Source organism: Chryseobacterium sp. MIQD13 (assembly GCF_050496705.1).
Taxonomy (GTDB): domain Bacteria; phylum Bacteroidota; class Bacteroidia; order Flavobacteriales; family Weeksellaceae; genus Chryseobacterium.
Genome location: NZ_JBNWAF010000001.1, coordinates 841,414 through 859,699 on the forward strand (window position 1 = coordinate 841,414; position 18,286 = coordinate 859,699).

Sequence of the window (18,286 nt, forward strand, 5' to 3'; positions counted from 1 at the left end):
AAACATTAAGAGTATTGAAGCTTTTAAGGGAAATTAAGCTGAATCAAATTATTATAAATAAAATTTCCCGTTGTTTGATAATCTATAGATCTGCGCTATCTGCTAAATACCATGCTATACAAATAAAAAACTCCCCACGGATGTGAGGAGTTATTATTTCAAAATCATTCAGATTATCTCTGAACCGCTGACTTCATTTTAGCATCAGGACGTAAAATTCTGTAACGCACTTCAAGATCTTTCGGTACGTAGAATACCAAAGGCAGCTTACTGTTGTATCTTACAATCTCCGGTTGAAGTGTAACAAACTTCATAGTCTTTTTCTGGTCTATACAAGCCATTAATGTCCCTCTTGTTTCACCATTTGATTCTACTTCATAATAGTTGTATCCCCAACCCTGCAAATCCTGGGTTTTTACATTCCCTAATAAAGAATATCTGTTGCAATCCAGCATTTTCTCAGTTCCTACAAAAAATTCTACCTTTAAATCGCTTTCGTTTTTTGCAACAGGCAACTGGATGTACACCTGCTTAAAGCCTTCTTTTGCTTTTGGGAACATTTCAATCTGTAATTTTTCAAATTTTTCTGCTTTCTTTTGAGCGAAAGCATTAACCCCTGCCAACATTACCAATCCTGTAATTAACGTCTTTGAAAATTTCATTTTGTTTTTTTTAAAATTTCTTTTGTACTCTCAAAAACCATTCCAAAACTAAACAAATGTTTAATTTAATAAAAACTTTCTGTAAAAATTTAACATTCATTACAAAAAAAACTGCAGTAACTTCTTACTGCAGTTTTTTTGTTTATTTGATAAATTACTCTGAAATTGTCACATTGCTTCCTTTGGTATGCGCATTCATCTGCGGAGCGTAGTAGTTCTGCATGGTTGTAATACCGTTGGAGAACTTACCGGCTGCATTGGAAACAAGGTCATATTCAAAAACATATTTTCCTTTCGGCATGTACTGAATATAGAAATTAGTGGAAGCATCTTTGGTAGACTGATAATAACCCAGATTGTTTTTCCACTGATAGCCGGACAGCGCATCTGTCGGCTCAAATCCGGCAGCACGCATATCTTTAATGTGAATGTATTCCATTGCCCTGTCTGTATTCAGAATCATTCTTACGGTTACCTTATCCCCTATTTTCAACGGAGTATCAGATGAAATTTTCTGAAGCTCTTCCCCGTTTACCGTTTTTACTTTTTTGTAAAGCTCTTTGGTGACGGAGATATAGTTTTCTGAAGATTTTATTTTATCCAGATCTTCATAATACTGCCAGAACAATCCTCCCTGAACAATTCCCGGACCGGGCTTGGTAACGGTCACGGTTCCTAAGTTTTTGTCTATAATATCAGTTTTAACTGCTGATTTCACATAACCTGTAGCCTGTGTTTGCGGAACTACTTCTTTTCCGCCCCAAACGATCGTTGCTTTGTCGCTTTCTGCACTTGTCCATGATTTCCCTGAATTCAGGATCGTGAAGATTACTTCAGAGGTACCTCTCGAGCTTCCCCATGAATTAACCTCTTTCTGCGTGATCAACCAGATTTTCATATCTTCAATCATTTTCTGGTCATTCGGCTTTAATGTATTGAATGCTTCCAGAGCTCCTGCATGGTTCACTACTTTTGACCCGAACCAGCCCCAGTCATTTAAGTTCTGTTTCCAGTAAACTCCCTGAGTTTTGGTATCGGTGGATGTTTCTTTCAGATAGTTCATTAATTTATCTGAAACATCTTTCAGACCGTAGTCATTCATCAACAGAGCAACACGATGAAGCCCGAAGAATGTGAAATCTGTAATCTTCGCCGTTTTTGCTTTCTGTTTTACCAGTGATTTCAAAGTGGCTCCTTTTCCTTTTAAAGGATATTCTTTTTCCCAGTAATTCCGGGTATCAAGGTAATCAATCGTCCAGTTGTTCCAGATGTTTTCTTTCTTCACATCCCAGTATTTATCAATCTCATTATCTACGTACTGAACCAGTTTTGTTACAAATTCTTTCTGTCCTGACCCTTGATAATCTTTTGCATTATCTTTTAACCAGATATTGATCTTGCCTAAATTTTTAAGAATATACAGTGATGTTCCGTAAGAACTTGGATATCCCGGATACCATGAGAATCCGCCATCAGGGTTCTGCAGTTTCTTAAGATCATCCCAATCCTGGCTGATTGAATTTCTCATTGTATTGGCATCAAATAACAGAGCCAATTTCTGCATTTGTTCTGCTTCATTTTTGCTTTCCAATACCCAAGGGGTTTCTTCCAGTAAAAGCTGTTTCAGTTCCTGATTTTTTTCAAGATTTGAATTCAGCAGTCCTTTATTCTGATATTCTTCAAAAACGGTCTTCATTTTTGGATTGGCTTTAAATACTTCCGAAGCCAATACATCGGCAAACCATTTATTGAAAATTACGTCAGCAGAGCTGTTCTGATCATTTTTCAGACTTGGCAGTGCAAACATAATTTCCCAGATCGGATTGGTAGTCAATTCCAGTGTATTCGAAACATTGGAAATCGTTGTGGAATTTGCATTTTTAAGGTTATCCAAAACAAAGGTCTTCGTTTCGCCTTCTTTTACAAAAACCGGTACTGCATCTGTCACAAGCATTCTGTTCGGAAGTATGGCAACTGCCTGCTGCTCACCATCTGAATAAGCTCCCGCTTTCGCCACTACTTTTAAAATGATGGAAGAAACATCATTTGGAACTTTCAGCTTCCATGTTAATGCACTGTTTCCTTTTTCATCTAAATTAAAATTCTGAGCTCCTGCATTGACTCCGAATTTGGACGAAATATTTTCATTCGTAAAGGCATCAAGGATCTGAAGCTCTGCAGAACCGCTCAGTTTTTTATCTGTAAGATTGGATAATTTGGACTGAAGATTCAGCTCATCGCCTTCTCTCAAAAATCTCGGATAGTTTGGTGTTACAGAGAATTCTTTTTGAGTTACCACCTGTTTTTCCAATACTGCAGCTCTGGCATCTTTGGTGTGAGCCAGGAACATCAGCTTCCATTTCGTTAATGCTTCAGGAGAAGTAAATTCGAAGTTTACATTTCCTTCTGCATCTGTTTTCAGATCTGGGTAGAAGAATGCAGTTTCGTTAAGATTTTGACGTACGGGAACTTTTTCAAGGTTATCAGCTATTGCCGGTGAATTATCTGAATATCCAGCTCCATCAGCTTCCTGCTCACTTACTTTTGCCACTGAAGCCATCTTGGACTTTTTAGCATATCCTGTCACAACAACTTCTTCTACCATAGCTTCTTTTGCTACAGCAGCCGGAGCTGGCATTGCAACATTATTAACCTGTAATCCTGCTACTCTTCCCCTTAAACCATAACTGTCAAAATTACCATCAAACCAGTTAAAATTCGGTACATCTACATATTTCCCGTTATAGTATTTCAATCTTTTCTGATAATATTGCTGCAGCAGATATTGTCTGATATCATAAGAGGTCACAATAGAATATGGCGTATATAAATTCCGCCAGCTGAAAGCATTTGAAGCAAACTGATCCAGTGACATATCGTACATATTGGCCAGTACTTCTGCGTTTACTTTTTCTTTATCATTTCCTGAAACTTTTACCGTCCATTTTTCTTTTGAATTCGGTTCCAGTTTATCTCTGAAAGTAACCGTTTCTATTTTTAAAGGCTGATTGGTATCTTTTATTTTTAATGTGACAGATTGAGTCTGCACATCATTGAATGCCGCAATCTGGAACTGGATATTCAATGCTGATACGCTTTTATCTTTCGGAATATCTGCTGTGTATTCCAGAACTCCTTTTTTCAGCTGATGAACTTCTGAAACAGTTTTTCCTGAACCATCCTGAACGAATACATTCACAAGTGCATCAGGAACGGCAGAATATACATATACTTTAGCTTTTTCGCCTCTTAAGAATTCATTCTTTGGCTCAATAACAGTAAGGAAAGTTTTCTGAGAGGGTTTTAAAGAATTTTTGTCCCAGATGCTGAAATTCTGGGAAGATTTTATAGTGTCTTTTCCTTCGATGTTATACAATTCAAGCTGGTAGTCTCCTGCTTCCAGTTTTCCTAGATCCAATTCTGCAGAGGGCTGTTGAAGCTTTTCAGAAACTACTTTTTCTGCTTTCCAGTTTTTGGTCTCATCATTTTTATCGAACAGGTCGTGTGGGAATTTAGTGATGAATTCTTCTTTGGAATATTTCGGCTGATCCTGAACTTCCTGTGCAAAATTATCTCTGAAAATCCTGTCGGGAGAATTCAGTTTTGACAATTTAACACTGTATGTTTTTTTAAGATCCTGTTCGTTATAGTTCAGGGTTTCTACCTTCAGCTTTACATTTTCGTCACTGAATGTATTTTTGACAGCATCAGCTTTAATATAATGGGAAACTGAAGCTACTTTCAATTGGGTATCCGCAGACTGTGTTTCTCCGTTGATATCTGTTACTGAGGCATTAATTTCATAGTTATCAATCTGGATTCCTTCCAGCTTTTCATCTTTTTTAAGATCAAGACGGATTACGAATTCTCCTTTTTCATTGGTTTTAGCCTCTCCCAGAATAGAATTCTCATTGTCGTTACCCTGCGGATACCACCAGAAATACCTCCATCTGATGTTGTGTTTTTTGATTTCATAATTAACAGTCGTATTGCTTAAAGCTACGCCGGAAAACATCATTGCTTTTCCTTTCAGCTCGATAGTCTGCCCGTATTTGTACTCATCTTTTACAGGATCAAAAGTGACTTCAAATTTTGGTCTTTTGTATTCTTCAACCCTGATGTCCTTATATTCCCCAGATCCGTCATCAGTTCTCAGGTAAAAAACTCCATTCAGCTGACCTTTCGGAAGAATAAAGCTTCCATGGTACGAACCGAATTCATTCGTTGAAAAACTCTGCGAAGAAACTTCCTGACTGTTGGCATCAAGAAGTGTAATCTTCTGTTTTAAACCTGAAACTACGGATTCTGTTTCCTTATCTATTTTTGTATTAATTACTTTAAAATAAACGGTCTGTCCCGGTCTGTAAATGGCTCGGTCTGTAAAGATCTGCGCCTGGGTACGGGTTTGCTTATTAGGATTATAATCTTCCGCATTTCCGCTGTTTCCGTAAACCTGCATGATCTGGAAATCATTGGTCTTTGGCTGGCGAATCAGGAAAGTTCTGTAATATTCTTTGCTGTCTGTGGAAGGGAATTTAAAAACTCCGTTCGCATCAGTTTTACCATCCAGTTTGTTTAGTGTTTTGTTAGCTACAAATTCATAAAAAGTAAGACCTTCATTAACCGCTGGCTTTCCATTTTCGCTGTTTACCAGCCTCATTACATTGGAAAGCTGGTTTCTGTCTGTTTTGGTCTGATAAATGATTCTGTTTCCGGAAACCAGAAAGTAAAAATTCTGTCTGCCATTACTTTCATTAGCTTCTGCTCCGGCCACGGAATATTCAACAACATAAACTCCTGAAGGAAGTGGTTTGATCTCCAATGAGGTTTTATGAGTCTGATAATCTTTGGAATCACCCAGTTGAAATGTTTCTTTTCTTACCAGATTTTTTTTAAGCTTTCCAAAAGTATTGCTGTAAGAATTCTGTATATACTGCATCAATGTTGTAAAATCTTCTTTCACTTCATAAATGTTCAGTGAAAATTCCGTCACATTCTTATGATCTGCTACAAAATGGATCGGCAGATTATTCTGGGTCTGCTGTTCATATTTAACGGTAAGAAGCGGATTGATGATCTGATTTTCCTTATTTTTTATGTTTTCAATGAATGGAGATTTCGGATACTGTTTTTTGGCCTGATCAGCAATAGCCAAGGCTTCTTTTTCTTTCTTTTTAGCTATAAGCTCACTCATGATATCTTCCATGATGATCACTTTATAATCCCCTTCCGTATCAGTTTTCAGAAGGTTCTGCAGCTGCTCAAGTTTGTCTTTACATTGATTGTAATTACAGTTTTCTGTCAGCTTTTCTTTCATAAAGTAAAGCTTAGGATTTCCGGTGTTCTGAGCAATCAGCTCATCATAAATAACATTGATCTCGGTTCTATTCTCCGTTAATTCATTTTTTGTGAAAAGACTGTTTTCAGAAAGGAAACCGATCTTTTTTACAGAGTACCAATCATATACAGTTGGGAAAAAGGTGATATCCTCTATTTCCGTAAAAATATCTTTATACTTTGCCAGGGAAATTTTCTTCATCTCCTGCTTCTGCTGATCAAGATCCTGATAGCTTTTTTTAAGATAGTTTTTGAAATCAAGTTTGCTCCAGGTTTCAATCTGGGAAACGTCCTGTGAATTGATATTGGTTCTGTTTCCTATTTCCCATGAATTCTGATTATAGTAATCCATAAAGAAACTGTTCAAAAGAATTTGGAATACCAGTTTTTCTTCACCCTTTAATTTGCCATCAGCATCTTTAAGCTTTGTAAAGAATTTTGAAGCTGCATCATTCTGATCATCATCTACCGTACTGTTTACAATACTGAATTCTGCTTTCAGGGAACGGATGAGCTGGATGGTATTATTTTCTTTCATGGCGTGGTTTTGTATGTCTAAAATGATCGGAAGATTAGATTTATAGGCACCTTTCGCACTGTTCTCAGTCACTTTTTTCCACTGATCGTCGTAATATTTCTGCGCCGAAACAGTTGAAAAGCTCAGCATTAGAAGCAAAAGCATAAAAATCTTGGAAAATCTTTTCATATATGTTATTTTTGATAAATGAATTTCTTAAAAATACTGAAAAAAACTGTTATTGACAGCCAAATTTATGTCTCCGTTATGGGAACTTTATTTGCAGTATTTTTCATGAAAGAGCAAAACACATTCCGTTTCCCTACTGTACTGTTAATTTTTATCACTTATTTCAGCGGCTATCTTTATACCAAATATCAGTATACGAAACACTTTCTGAAGATATTGCTTCTGAACGCAGCGGCAGGCATTATCTGTGCGTTCCTGATCATTCATAACCATAATGAAATAAGGCTTTTGAAGTGGTTTGTTATTGTGGTTCTGGGATTGCTTTACAACAGTTTTTTTCTGGATGTTTACATCCGGAAGATTCCGTTGCTCAAAGTATTTTATGTCGGGTTGGTCTGGGCATTGGTCAACAGCTGGCTTACACTCCCGGAATTCCGTTTACCCCTGTTCCTGATCAGTTTCTTTTTTATAACGGCGCTGGTTCTGCCCTTTGACATCCGTGATATGGAAAGTGACAGGGTACAGACTTTTCCTAAACTGATTGGGGTGCAAAATACCAAATACATTGCCTATATAATGGTGTTCATCAGTATTCTTCTTGCCTCTTTTTATCTGAACCCAATTTACAGCACAGCATTTTTTTTATCGGGAATCATCACATTTATTCTTATCTATTTCTCTGAAAATAAAAGACATGACGTTTATTTTTCATTCGGGATAGAGACATGTTCTGCACTTCCCTTTTTATTTTTACTAATATTGGAGTATTTTTGACGAATGATTATCAGAAAGCTTTCCCTTTATAATTTCAAAAACCATTCTGAAAAGAAATTTGAATTTTCTCCTCAGATCAACTGTTTTGTGGGAAATAACGGCGCCGGAAAAACCAATATTCTTGACGCTTTGCATTATTTATCGGTAGGAAAAAGTTTTTTAGGAAACACTGATTTTAACAATATCAAAAGAGAGGAAGATTTTTTCACCATTGATGCTGAAATCCTGAATGAGGAAAGTGAAGATATTATTAAGATCTCCCAGCCCAAGGAAGCTAAAAAGATCATCAAAAAGAATGATAAAAGTTATGACAGGCTTGCAGACCATATCGGGTACCTGCCAAGTGTGATGATCTCGCCTTATGATTCCAACCTGATTTCTGATTCCGGGGAAAGCCGCCGAAAATTTCTGGATTCAATGATCTCTCAGACAGATTCTGAATATCTTTTTGACCTGATTCAATACCAGAAAACGGTACAGCAAAGAAATGCACTATTAAAATACTTTGCCAAAAACAGAACCTGGGACAAAGATTCATTGGAAATCTATGATGCTCCGATTACTAAATTCGGGACAAAGATTTTTGAAAAAAGAAGAAACTTCGTTGAAAAACTTGGGCCAATTGTTCAGAATTTCTACAGGATTATTTCCGGAGGGAAAGAAACCGTTTCCGTTCATTATCAGTCTGATTTAATTGCAGGCTTCGACTCTGCTCAGCCTGACAGAGCTTTTCAGCAGCTTTTAACAGAAAGCCTTGAAAGAGACCGAATGCTGACCTATACTTCAAAAGGAATTCACAAAGATGATCTTCTTTTTGAAATGGATCATGTTCTGATAAAAAAAATAGGCTCCCAAGGACAGCAGAAATCTTTTCTGATTTCTTTAAAACTGGCACAAATGAGTCTTGTAAAAGAACTGACAAAGAAAACTCCGATTCTTCTGCTGGACGATATTTTTGATAAGCTTGATGATACCCGTGTTTCGCAGTTAATTGAGCTTGTTAACCAAGAAAGTTTCGGACAGATATTTATTACAGATACTCATCGGGAACGTACAGAAAGTGTAGTGAAGAAGATTAATGAGGAAAGTATCATTTTTGAAGTGTGATGCGGAATTTATATGCGGATTTATAGATTATAATATCATTACAATTAAGACTAAATTTTCTAAACTAAACAATCCTTAATATATTTATACAGTTATATTATCTATATCTCCACCAATTTTTTAAACCTAATTATCAATCGATTACAAAACATGTGATATCTCTGTAATGTGTATTTTTTGGGAAACCAAATTAATTTTTTATCCTCTTACAATAAAAAAATTTAATTAATTTTTTATCCTCAAATGTTGTTAACTTACAAAAACATTTTTTTACAATTATTATGGAATCTTTACACACAATTACTACTCAATATGGGGACGTTAGTGGCATTAAAACCAGCAATGGTATATTAACATTTAAAGGTATACCGTATGCTGCCCCCCCGGTAGGTACAAATCGTTTTCAACCCCCAAAGCCTCCTATGCCATGGACTGGTGTAAAGGATGCAACGGCATATGGAGCTACTCCGCCTCAAATAACACCTACAACCGGACCATTTGCCGAATTGCTCCCCAATGTTGTAATTCCCGGGGACGATTATCTGAACCTTAATATCTGGACTTTAAGTACCACCAAAAAAAAGCCTGTTATGGTTTTTATATATGGAGGCGCTTTTACTCTTGGATCAGGTGCTGTTCCGGGCTATGATGGCAGTAGTTTTGCACGGGATGGTGTTGTTTTGGTTACCATAAATTATAGAATTGGAATTGAAGGCTTTTTATGGTTTGGAGATGGAGTACCCAATCTTGGTATGCTTGACCAAATTGCTGCACTAAAATGGGTTCGTGACAATATTTCCAACTTTGGCGGTGATCCTGATAATGTTACCATTTTTGGTGAGTCTGCCGGCGGAATGAGTGTCTGCACATTAATCGCTATAAAAGAAGCACAGGGTTTATTTCGACGGGCAATTGCAGAATCAGGGGCAGGACATTCAGTTATTAGCCCTTCCTCAGCAAAGCTTATTGGTACAAGACTAGCAGAAATTCTTGGTGTAGCACCCACACGAGAAGCAATTGGAGAAGTAGATATTGAAAAGGTTTTTGCCGCACAAGATCAATTATCATCTGAAATTATGGCAAAGCCTTTAACGGAACTATGGGGTGAAGCAGCATTCAACTTAATGCCTTTTGAACCGGTAATTGATGGTCAATTATTAACAGCAACCCCAATAGAATGCATTGCCAATGGCGCTGGTAAAGATGTGGATATCCTTATTGGTACCAATAGCCAGGAATTTAGATTATTTCTTGTCCCAGATGGTATCCTGCCAAAAATTACAGATTCCGCTTTGAATATTGCCGCTTCCGCTTATGGACTATCCGAAAAATCTATTCAAACCTATCGAACTAATCGTCCTGATAGTTCTCCTGGTGATGTTCTAAGTGCTATTATTACAGATTGGTTTTACCGTATACCAGCATTACGGGTTGCTGAAAAACATGAGAAAACATACGTATACGAATTTTCATGGGGCTCCCCTGCATATAATAATCTACTTGGTGCCTGCCATGGTATTGAGCTTGCTTTTGTATTTGATAATTTGACTAATGCTGGCTTTTCGAATATGCTGGGTAATGAACCTCCGCAACAATTGGCTGATACTGTGCATAAAGCATGGATTAATTTTGCTACTCATGGCAATCCTGGCTGGGATACTTATAAGGTTAATAACCGCACATCTATGCGTTTTGATATTGTATCGCAGGTCACTATTGATGACAGAGCTGATGAGCGTTCTGTATGGGATGGTATCAGATAAGATATTGCGATTAAGACAAAATTAGATATTAGTGAGGACAATCAAGGTATTTAAAATAAACATTTGCCACATTTATAGATTATTTTTTATCTGAATATGCTGCAGGCAACTCATAATCCGACCCTATGAAGAAGAATAAAAAACGTGAATTTCAGTCATCAGAACTTGTTAAATCTTTTGCGAGGATTCATGGTTTTGAACATAAACTGATTGCTTTTGAAATTAAGGATTTCCTTGAAGATTATCTTGATGAAAGTCTTTTCAATGAGATCAAAAGCGTTAATATTGAGAACAAATGTATTGTGATCAGGATAGATTCTCCCATATTGAAGCATGATTTCCAGATGCGTAAAACATTTTACCTTAAAAAATTTAAGGAGAAATTCGGAGAGGAGAAATTTGATGATATAAAGATTATTTGAGAATTTAATTATAACTCCATTAAAATTTAATCTTATATTTGGAATTACAAATAAATCACCCCAATATGAAAAACTTATCATCAAAAAGATTAACAAGAGAGAGATTAAAAACAATTCAGGGATCGGCAGGCCAGCTATGCTGCGCTGTAAGCTGTGCCAACGAAAATGAATGCGCATACTGGACACAACTGCCAACAAAATGCCCTTTACTTCCTATCTGTCTTTAAAAATTAAAAAATGCTCCTTTTTCAGGAGCATTTTTATAATATATACTTTATTAAGTTCATTCTTTAATGATCCTCTGATTTATTAGAAATTGTGCTGCTCATAAGATCGTCTGCCCTTTTATCCAGTCCTGAGCGCAACGGGAAGAAAAACTTAAATGGATGCTTTACAAAATACCTGAAAATCTCTCTGTAAATTTCGCTCACCTGCCCAAAGTTCATTTTTCTGGATCTGAATGCCAAAAACATAGATAAAGTAAAGCTTACCAGAAAATTGAAGAATCCTATCAGGAAAACAGTGAAGAAGGATATCCAGAATGTATAGGAATCCACTGAAAAATCTTTTCCATAAAGCCCCAGAGCAAAGTTTCCGGCAGCAAAAGTAATGTGTCTGATATCAAGGTCCAATCCGAAGAATAAGCCTACCGGAGCTGTCGCCCCCAAAAATACTCCAAACCAGAAATTGGAAACAATTCCCGGCCAGTTTTTAGCATAGTATTTAGATAAACTTTTAGCAAATTTTTTACCGAAAAAGCTTCTGATAGAAAGGTTCTTTGCAATTCTTTCCGGTATCTGATAGAATACAGAATTGTTTCCTATATTTCCTGATATGATCCCAGATATGAAGAGATAAAATCCGGCAATACTGGCATGCAGTATAGCTTTTGATTTAAACGGATCAAGATCTTTCAGTAATTTATCTGATCTTTCTACCGCCAGATTCTGGGAGAAAAATACATCTAAACCATAAATAATAGCCAACGCAATCGGAAACGAAAGAAGTACATTTCCTACAAATGCAATAAACTGGCTTCTGAAAAGTTTTGATACGAGATGGGCAAATTCAGTGTTATTTCGCTTGCTGTTTCCTTCTTCAGACAATACTTTGGTCATTGTAGCTGCAGTCATTGCAGGCTGTTTGGTTGCCAGTGTAAAGCCCATCAGATAAATCATAATGAATCCCATTGCATAGTTCATTGAGTATAAAAATGCATGGGAGAAATCACTTCCCGGAATATACCCGTAAAGCATTTTCAAAACACAAAGTGCGCCTACAATAATTCCTCCACCGCTGGCTTTATAAAACATTGTCATATATTCCTTGCGGGTAGATGTAATGTAATGGGTACCTGTTTCTGCAGTGTGGTTGGTAATAAGGTGTGAAATCAGACGTGTGCTGTCATTGATCAGATCAGCAATGTTATTTTTGTGGGATTTATAACTTAATATGTTAAAAATAAGCTGTTTTGATTTTATGGTAACATCCTGTTCGTTATCAATAACCAAAAGCTGAACAATCTCATAGATCCTTTCGGTCTGCTGACGGATTTTAAGAAGTGCCTGATTGATCTTCCCTGAAATCCCATATTTAGCAGAGTTTTTAAAAGCAATATTCACGAATTCCTGACAATGCTCTGTATAGATCTTAATCTGCTTATACCGGCTGTCTCTGGAATGCAGCTGCAGTTCCGGATCTTTTTTAAAGTCTTCGGTAAGTGCTTCCAGCTCATTTTGAAGCGCCAGAAACGGGTTGTCCAGATTTCTGTATTGAGGGGCCATTCTTACCACCTCCACTTCCATAGCCATTCCAGTAACACGCCAGGAAAGAATATTCATAGAGAAAATCAGTTCCTTTTTAACGTGGGGTTTTATGATAAAGTCTGAAGCACCGAGAAGGCTCAGAAATTCATCAATTTCATTTTCAGGAAGGTTGTGAAGATATTTAAGGTCTGTTTTAGGCCTTAAACTTACATTATCAATCATATACCACACCGTTTTTTCATTTTCTACGGGTGGCAGTATTTTATTCAGGATTCTTTTTTTAAGTTCCGGAAAGAAGGCGTTTTCTGAAAGAATATTGGCTTCTGTCAGGGAAAGATTGAAAGGTCTTCCTTTGAAAATATTATGAATGTAATGTTTAAAATTTTCGGCAAAATCCGGGTTATTTTTCAGAAAATTAAGGACATCCGTAAAATCTGCCCTTTTAATGCTCTCTAAAAACTCGGCAAATGGTTCTAAAGAAATGGTTTCGTTCTTAAAAGAGAAATATTTTTTAAGAACTGATTCAAAACTTGTACTGGAATTAAAAAATTTCATTAGAACAAAGATACTATTTCAAACTCACATTCCTCATCTGTCTCATGATCCAATTATGTTTCTTTCTTAAATACGGAGATGGATTTTTAGGATCATACTTCTTTGGATTAGGCAGTACAGCTGCAATCCAGGCTGCATCTGAAGCACTTAAATCTTTGGATGATTTTCCAAAATAATATTGGGCGGCAGCTTCCACACCAAATACACCCTGCCCCATTTCAATAGAGTTCAGATATCTTTCTAAAATAATATCCTTACTCCATACTTTCTCAATGATGAAGGTATAAACAGCTTCCAGTCCTTTTCTGAACCAGCTCCTTCCCTGCCAAAGGAAAACGTTTTTTGCCGTCTGCTGGGAAATTGTACTTCCGCCGCGAACCCTTTTTCCTTTTTCGTTATTCTTCATCGCCTTCTCGATAGCTGTATAATCAAAACCGTTATGATCAAAGAATTTCTGGTCTTCGGAAGCGATTACTGCTTTTTTAACATTATTTCCCATTTCGTCGTAGGAAATATAATCTCTGTGCAATTTTCCAAATTCGAAAAGCCCTCCGATCTGGGTAATGGTAATAGGCGGATTAAAAAACCTGCCCCAGATGATAAAAACTACATTCAGGACAAGAACGATAAAAATAGCCTGCTTAATTTTTTTCCACATAATTTCTAAAAAGGACTACAAAAATAAACAATTCACCCGAGTTATTGAAGTTCTTTCATGTAAGTCAGCTGATATTCCGGAAGAAGCTCAGGATGAAAAATCTTGATGTAATCTTTCAGGACAAGGTCTGCCCGTACGGCGCCGCTTTCGAAAAAGTCATTGGCTTTCTGCTTTTCTTTCCCTGCAACGGTGTAGATCTTTCCTTTATTGAATACTTCAAGCTTTCCATAGAAAGGATTGGTCCCAAGCATTTCTTTTTTGGATGGATGGTTTCCGGCGTTTATCCAGTACTGTACTCCGCCTGATTTAGCGTATATCTCTTCAAAGCTCATGGTTAAAGACTTCTCGTCTTTATTGTCTTTTATAATGTAAGAAGCATTGGCATCTGCAATATAATTCGCTACCGATGTTTTTCCGCCCGGCAGATACCAGACATCACCATACATTTCATTGGCCAATACAACGGGCTTTTCTTTTGCTTTTGAAGCCAATTGCTTTAGCTCTGCATAGTTTTTTTCAATTTCAGTATATTTTGCTTCGGCTTCTTTCTCTTTTCCGAATAATTCTCCAAAAATTTTGATGTAAGCAGTCTTTTCCAAAGGCAGCTGTTCCATATATTCGTCCAGGAAAACTACCTGAATTCCATTATTTTTTAAAAGCTGGTAAGTATTGTCAAAGCTTGCAATATAATTGGTAAAAACAGCATCCGGCTTCATGGAAATGATTTTCTCCACATCATACTTCTGCTCGCTTCCTACATTCTGAATCTTTCCTTCTTTTAAAAGATTCTGAATTTTATCTGAATAAATGTACTCCGGACTTGAAACCCCAACAATCAGGTTTTCGGCTTCCAGCTCGGAAATATATCCCGCCATACTTGCATTTAACAGTACAATTTTCTTAAAAGGGATCTGATTGGATTTAAAATTATAGGTAAAATTTCCCGATTTCAGTTCCAGATTACCTTCCTGCTCCTTAAATTGGGTACGGGCTGATAGATGAGTCCAGTCTGAGGACGAAATTTTTTGTTCTCTTTTACAGGAGATTAGCGCTATAACTGTAAATAAAAGTAAAATTCTCTGTTTCATCTTTCAAAGAACGGAAAAAAGTGCTATATTTGCAAACCTTTAATGAAGGCCTCGTGGCGCAACTGAATAGCGCATCTGATTACGGCTCAGAAGGTTACAGGTTTGAATCCTGTCGAGGTCACATAAAGCGCACCAAGGTGCGCTTTTTTATTTAAAAACAGTTCAAACAATGTCCAGTTGTTGCTCAAGGGCATTCTAAATTGTCAAAGCATGAGGTTCCTCTCTCCTACTATATCCTCTCAACTCATTTTTTTAAACCGAACAAATATTACATCAATATTTCATTTTTATCAGCTCACTATTTAAAAAAGCTTTAATGTCATTAACGACTTCATCTGGATGCTCGTCTTTTACGCCATGCCAGGTATTTTCATAAACCTTGTGAACAATAAAAGGCTTGTGTTCATCTGTGAGTTTATCATTTTCTTCTTTAAAATCGAACCAATCATTTTTACTAACAGGGTCAAAAATGAGTAAAGGCTTATCCAAATTTCGATAAATGATTTTAGGATTTAGCTGGTGTGTTGAAGCACCGAAAGCCGTTTTAGAGGTAAAAGGAGTATAAATTATTGCGATGTTCTCTTCTCCGGAGTTTTCGCCGGTAAGTCCTTCTGCGCCAGGATTTATTTCATATTTCCCGTTTGCGTTTTTCTTTATCCGGGCATAAGAAGTAAAAATTTCTTTTTTCAGTTTTTCATTTTTTTTCCCTTTTATTCCCCAATTGTTATACATAAACCAATAAGAATCAAATTCGTTATCAAAAACCATTGTTTTTTTGGTGGAGTAATACTGTTTCATTTCTTCAATATCTTTCTCAATATTAGCCGGCTTTGCCTGAAAATCCCAGGCAACAGAACCGCCATCTTCCAAAATAAGGGCCTGAACCATTTCCGGATAAGCATTATAAAATGCCGAACTTATGGTGCCACCTCTCGACCAACCTCCGATAATCGCTTTTTTGATTTTCATTTTATCTAAAAGAAACTTAATGTCATCTGCAACATTATAAATAGACAGGTTTTTTTGAGAAATTGGTGTAAATCCGTGCCCGTAGTAATCAATTGCAATTACATGCAAATTCATTTTCACCAATTGATCTACAATTTCGTATAATTCATAACCATTGCTGTAAGTTCCGTGAATCCAGACCAGTGTTGGATTTTTTTTATTTCCCCACTCTAAATAATGCATTCTTACATTATTGGTTTGAATATAATTTCCGTGTTGTTTTTCGTATTCTTCAAATTCGGGTTTTAAGTTTTGGAACAAATTCCGTTGTGCTATGGAATCTACGGATGCGTTCGTTTGAGCTTGTGCCGATAAATAAACAACGAAAGAAAGAAATAGAATAATGTTTTTTTTCATAATTCGTATGTTTTTACTTTGTTATGGTTTGGAGTCTTTATAGTGGACTTTCCAATACACAAATAGTATGTATGGAAAATCAGTCATTTATATTTCACAGTAACAATATAATGAATTTATTAAGTCCCATAGTACTAATTTCATTATTCCTTCCATTTTCCTTGCATTTTTTACTTACAGCCAAAACAGAACATAAAATCAGCAGTCGCCAAAAAAAGGTTCGATGTTCCAACCCGAAAACTCACAAAAACGGCAAGTATCTTTGATATTTGCCGTTTTTGTCTTTTTTGTGACAAAATTTTGGAGTGATAAGGTGTATGCTGATTTTTTTAAACGCAAAGACCAGATGCAATTAATTATTGCAAAGGAAGCTAAGAGAGCGACAAAGTCGCAGATGAAGCTGTAGAGTTATGCATCCGCTTAGAAAAAATCAACTTCGTTGATTCCATCTTTGCAACCTTTAAAATATAACATCATCATAGTAAACCTTTGCGTTAAATTTAAACCGCACAGACACTCTCTTATTTTCTCCAAAATTTTGTACCTGATCCTTTTTCTAATGATTATTACACCTTACATTTTCTGTTTCTCCCCACACTTTAGTTTGCTGTATCTATTTTCTTCCCTCTTTCAAGAATGATGTGTGCCGTATCCAGCATTTTGATCAGATGTATATACGGATTTACAATATTCCTTTCCGGTACATTGTCGTAGACTCCCAGTGAAAAATAGACAATTCCGGACATAAAATAATCAAATTCCCTGATGCTGTATTCTTTGAATGCTTTCTTAAATACCAACAACGGATTTTGGTATTCTTTCTCAGAAAGCAAGCCGAGCATCAACGGAGAGGGATTTTCAAACTGATTATTCACCGTCCGTTTCTTTTCCTTCGCTATGAGATAGCCTGCACGCACAAACGACCGCATAGACTGATGAAATTGAAAAATAACGGCCGGATCTTCTTCTATCCACGCATTTCTATTGACTGCGTAATTCATAATGCTGTTTAACCGCTCTTTAGAGGCCGCCAGATCATTGAACTGAAAATAAGCCTCCATCAGCTTTAAGCCGGAGCGTTTCTTACCACCTGTCCAAAAGCGGTTTTCAAAGGCTGTTCTGTTCTTTTTCATGAGTTTGTATTTTGTAATGAATGATTGTATAGTAACTGTTTCTGTTGTACTGTTTTTGCTGACCATAAGGAAGGAAGCCCGCCTGAACTTCCTTCCCGTACAGGTCAAAAAAAATATGTTAGTATTTGTGTTCCCGTGAAAGCCCTGAAGCCGCAATGGATTGTACACTCCATTGTACCGTATCATGATACTTTATATGTAAAAAGCAGCTTAGAAAAAGATGATTGTAGAAAAACAGAACAGCATGAAATAAAAACGGCATGGGACTCTACAATATCCGTCATTGAGGCACTGGTATACCTTACACACAGATAAGAGAGCCCACGCCTAGGTCGTGAGCTTCCTGCTTATCGTCTTGTGTGTCTAAAAATTACCAGTTTTCAATGACAAGATTCTAAGCAATAGCTTCTATTATTCTTTGAAGTATCGCAAAGTTACATTTACTGTAACTTATTTTGCAAATATAATAAAAAAATCAAAAAGGATACATATAAGTATCCTAAATTTTAACTTCAAACTTAGAATTTTACAATTAATGAATGAAATAGAACTTCAAAATTGTAAAAAAGCTCTTGGCTATAGAATTTCTGAATTAAGAAAGAAAGTTATAAATCCCGAGACTAATAAACCTATTTCACAAGAAGAACTAGGCTTAAGAACCGGGCATGCAAAAAAAACAATAGGAGAATTAGAAAGAGGTAACACCAATCCTCGATATGATACTCTACTCATAATCAGCAAAGAACTTAATGTTACAATACAAGAGCTCTTTGATTTTGATATGAAAAAGTATATTAAACTATCAAATAAATCCTAAAAAGAGTTACTCGTAAATGTTGAAGAGAGATACTTTTCCCGTAATGTTTACTAATTATTCTTAAGCAAGTAGAATCACAGTCTTTGGCCTTGGTTCGTTGTAAAATGGGTAGTTTTTCCTAAATGATTGTGTA

General features: G+C 36.4%; 14 protein-coding genes and 1 tRNA gene. 7 read left to right on the forward strand and 8 right to left on the reverse strand.

The genetic code is table 11. The features are described from left to right. Window positions 1–173: 173 nt before the first annotated feature. Together eco and ACQWU4_RS04045 are read right to left on the reverse strand one after the other, a co-directional pair. Entirely contained in the window at window positions 174–662 is a 489-nt protein-coding gene (gene eco / locus ACQWU4_RS04040; RefSeq protein WP_429934477.1) for a serine protease inhibitor ecotin, read from the reverse strand. Window positions 663–816: 154 nt separating this feature from the next. After that, window positions 817–6,705 carry an alpha-2-macroglobulin family protein gene (locus ACQWU4_RS04045; protein WP_429934478.1) on the reverse strand — a complete coding sequence of 1,963 codons (5,889 nt, stop codon included), beginning with the start codon at window positions 6,703–6,705 and terminating at the stop codon, window positions 817–819. 78 nt (window positions 6,706–6,783) lie between these two features. Here ACQWU4_RS04045 and ACQWU4_RS04050 point away from each other — a divergent pair, with 78 nt between their 5' ends. From ACQWU4_RS04050 to ACQWU4_RS04070, 5 genes are all read left to right on the forward strand, one after another. Continuing rightward, on the forward strand, window positions 6,784–7,479 hold the full coding sequence (locus ACQWU4_RS04050) for a hypothetical protein (RefSeq protein ID WP_429934479.1): 696 nt from the start codon (window positions 6,784–6,786) through the stop codon (window positions 7,477–7,479). Between the two features lie 3 nt (window positions 7,480–7,482). Then, complete coding sequence (recF, locus tag ACQWU4_RS04055) at window positions 7,483–8,586, forward strand: DNA replication/repair protein RecF (protein WP_429934480.1); 1,104 nt, start codon at window positions 7,483–7,485, stop codon at window positions 8,584–8,586. 281 nt (window positions 8,587–8,867) lie between these two features. Next, window positions 8,868–10,349: a carboxylesterase/lipase family protein gene (locus ACQWU4_RS04060; RefSeq protein ID WP_429934481.1), complete on the forward strand. Its 1,482-nt coding sequence runs from the start codon at window positions 8,868–8,870 to the stop codon at window positions 10,347–10,349. Between the two features lie 125 nt (window positions 10,350–10,474). Further along, on the forward strand, window positions 10,475–10,771 hold the full coding sequence (locus ACQWU4_RS04065) for a DciA family protein (RefSeq protein ID WP_429934482.1): 297 nt from the start codon (window positions 10,475–10,477) through the stop codon (window positions 10,769–10,771). 65 nt (window positions 10,772–10,836) lie between these two features. Beyond that, on the forward strand, window positions 10,837–10,998 hold the full coding sequence (locus ACQWU4_RS04070; RefSeq protein ID WP_429934483.1) for a hypothetical protein: 162 nt from the start codon (window positions 10,837–10,839) through the stop codon (window positions 10,996–10,998). 63 nt (window positions 10,999–11,061) lie between these two features. Here ACQWU4_RS04070 and ACQWU4_RS04075 read toward each other — a convergent pair whose 3' ends face one another. From ACQWU4_RS04075 to ACQWU4_RS04085, 3 genes are read right to left on the reverse strand one after another with little or no spacing between them, the layout of a single operon-like run. Further along, the gene (locus ACQWU4_RS04075; RefSeq protein WP_429934484.1) at window positions 11,062–13,092 is read right to left on the reverse strand and encodes a recombinase; all 2,031 of its coding nucleotides are present in this window, start codon (window positions 13,090–13,092) and stop codon (window positions 11,062–11,064) included. Between the two features lie 13 nt (window positions 13,093–13,105). Beyond that, on the reverse strand, window positions 13,106–13,750 hold the full coding sequence (mtgA, locus tag ACQWU4_RS04080) for a monofunctional biosynthetic peptidoglycan transglycosylase (protein WP_429934485.1): 645 nt from the start codon (window positions 13,748–13,750) through the stop codon (window positions 13,106–13,108). Window positions 13,751–13,791: 41 nt separating this feature from the next. Beyond that, window positions 13,792–14,838, reverse strand: coding sequence for an ABC transporter substrate-binding protein (locus ACQWU4_RS04085; protein WP_429934486.1), 1,047 nt, complete (start codon window positions 14,836–14,838; stop codon window positions 13,792–13,794). A gap of 47 nt (window positions 14,839–14,885) precedes the next feature. On the opposite strand from ACQWU4_RS04085, the gene ACQWU4_RS04090 reads away from it, so the two are divergent. After that, a tRNA-Arg gene (locus tag ACQWU4_RS04090) sits at window positions 14,886–14,959 on the forward strand. Between the two features lie 152 nt (window positions 14,960–15,111). Here ACQWU4_RS04090 and ACQWU4_RS04095 read toward each other — a convergent pair. Together ACQWU4_RS04095 and ACQWU4_RS04100 are read right to left on the reverse strand one after the other, a co-directional pair. After that, window positions 15,112–16,203 (reverse strand): alpha/beta fold hydrolase, encoded by a 1,092-nt coding sequence (locus tag ACQWU4_RS04095; protein ID WP_429934487.1) that lies wholly within the window; start codon window positions 16,201–16,203, stop codon window positions 15,112–15,114. A gap of 599 nt (window positions 16,204–16,802) precedes the next feature. Continuing rightward, window positions 16,803–17,336 (reverse strand): hypothetical protein, encoded by a 534-nt coding sequence (locus ACQWU4_RS04100; protein WP_429934488.1) that lies wholly within the window; start codon window positions 17,334–17,336, stop codon window positions 16,803–16,805. Between the two features lie 535 nt (window positions 17,337–17,871). Here ACQWU4_RS04100 and ACQWU4_RS04105 point away from each other — a divergent pair. Continuing rightward, window positions 17,872–18,153, forward strand: a complete 282-nt coding sequence (locus ACQWU4_RS04105) for a helix-turn-helix domain-containing protein (protein WP_429934489.1) — start codon at window positions 17,872–17,874, stop codon at window positions 18,151–18,153. Here the strand turns inward: ACQWU4_RS04105 and ACQWU4_RS04110 are convergent. Beyond that, window positions 18,131–18,259: a cysteine peptidase family C39 domain-containing protein gene (locus tag ACQWU4_RS04110; RefSeq protein ID WP_429935076.1), complete on the reverse strand. Its 129-nt coding sequence runs from the start codon at window positions 18,257–18,259 to the stop codon at window positions 18,131–18,133. The genes ACQWU4_RS04105 and ACQWU4_RS04110 overlap by 23 nt on opposite strands. Window positions 18,260–18,286: the final 27 nt, after the last annotated feature.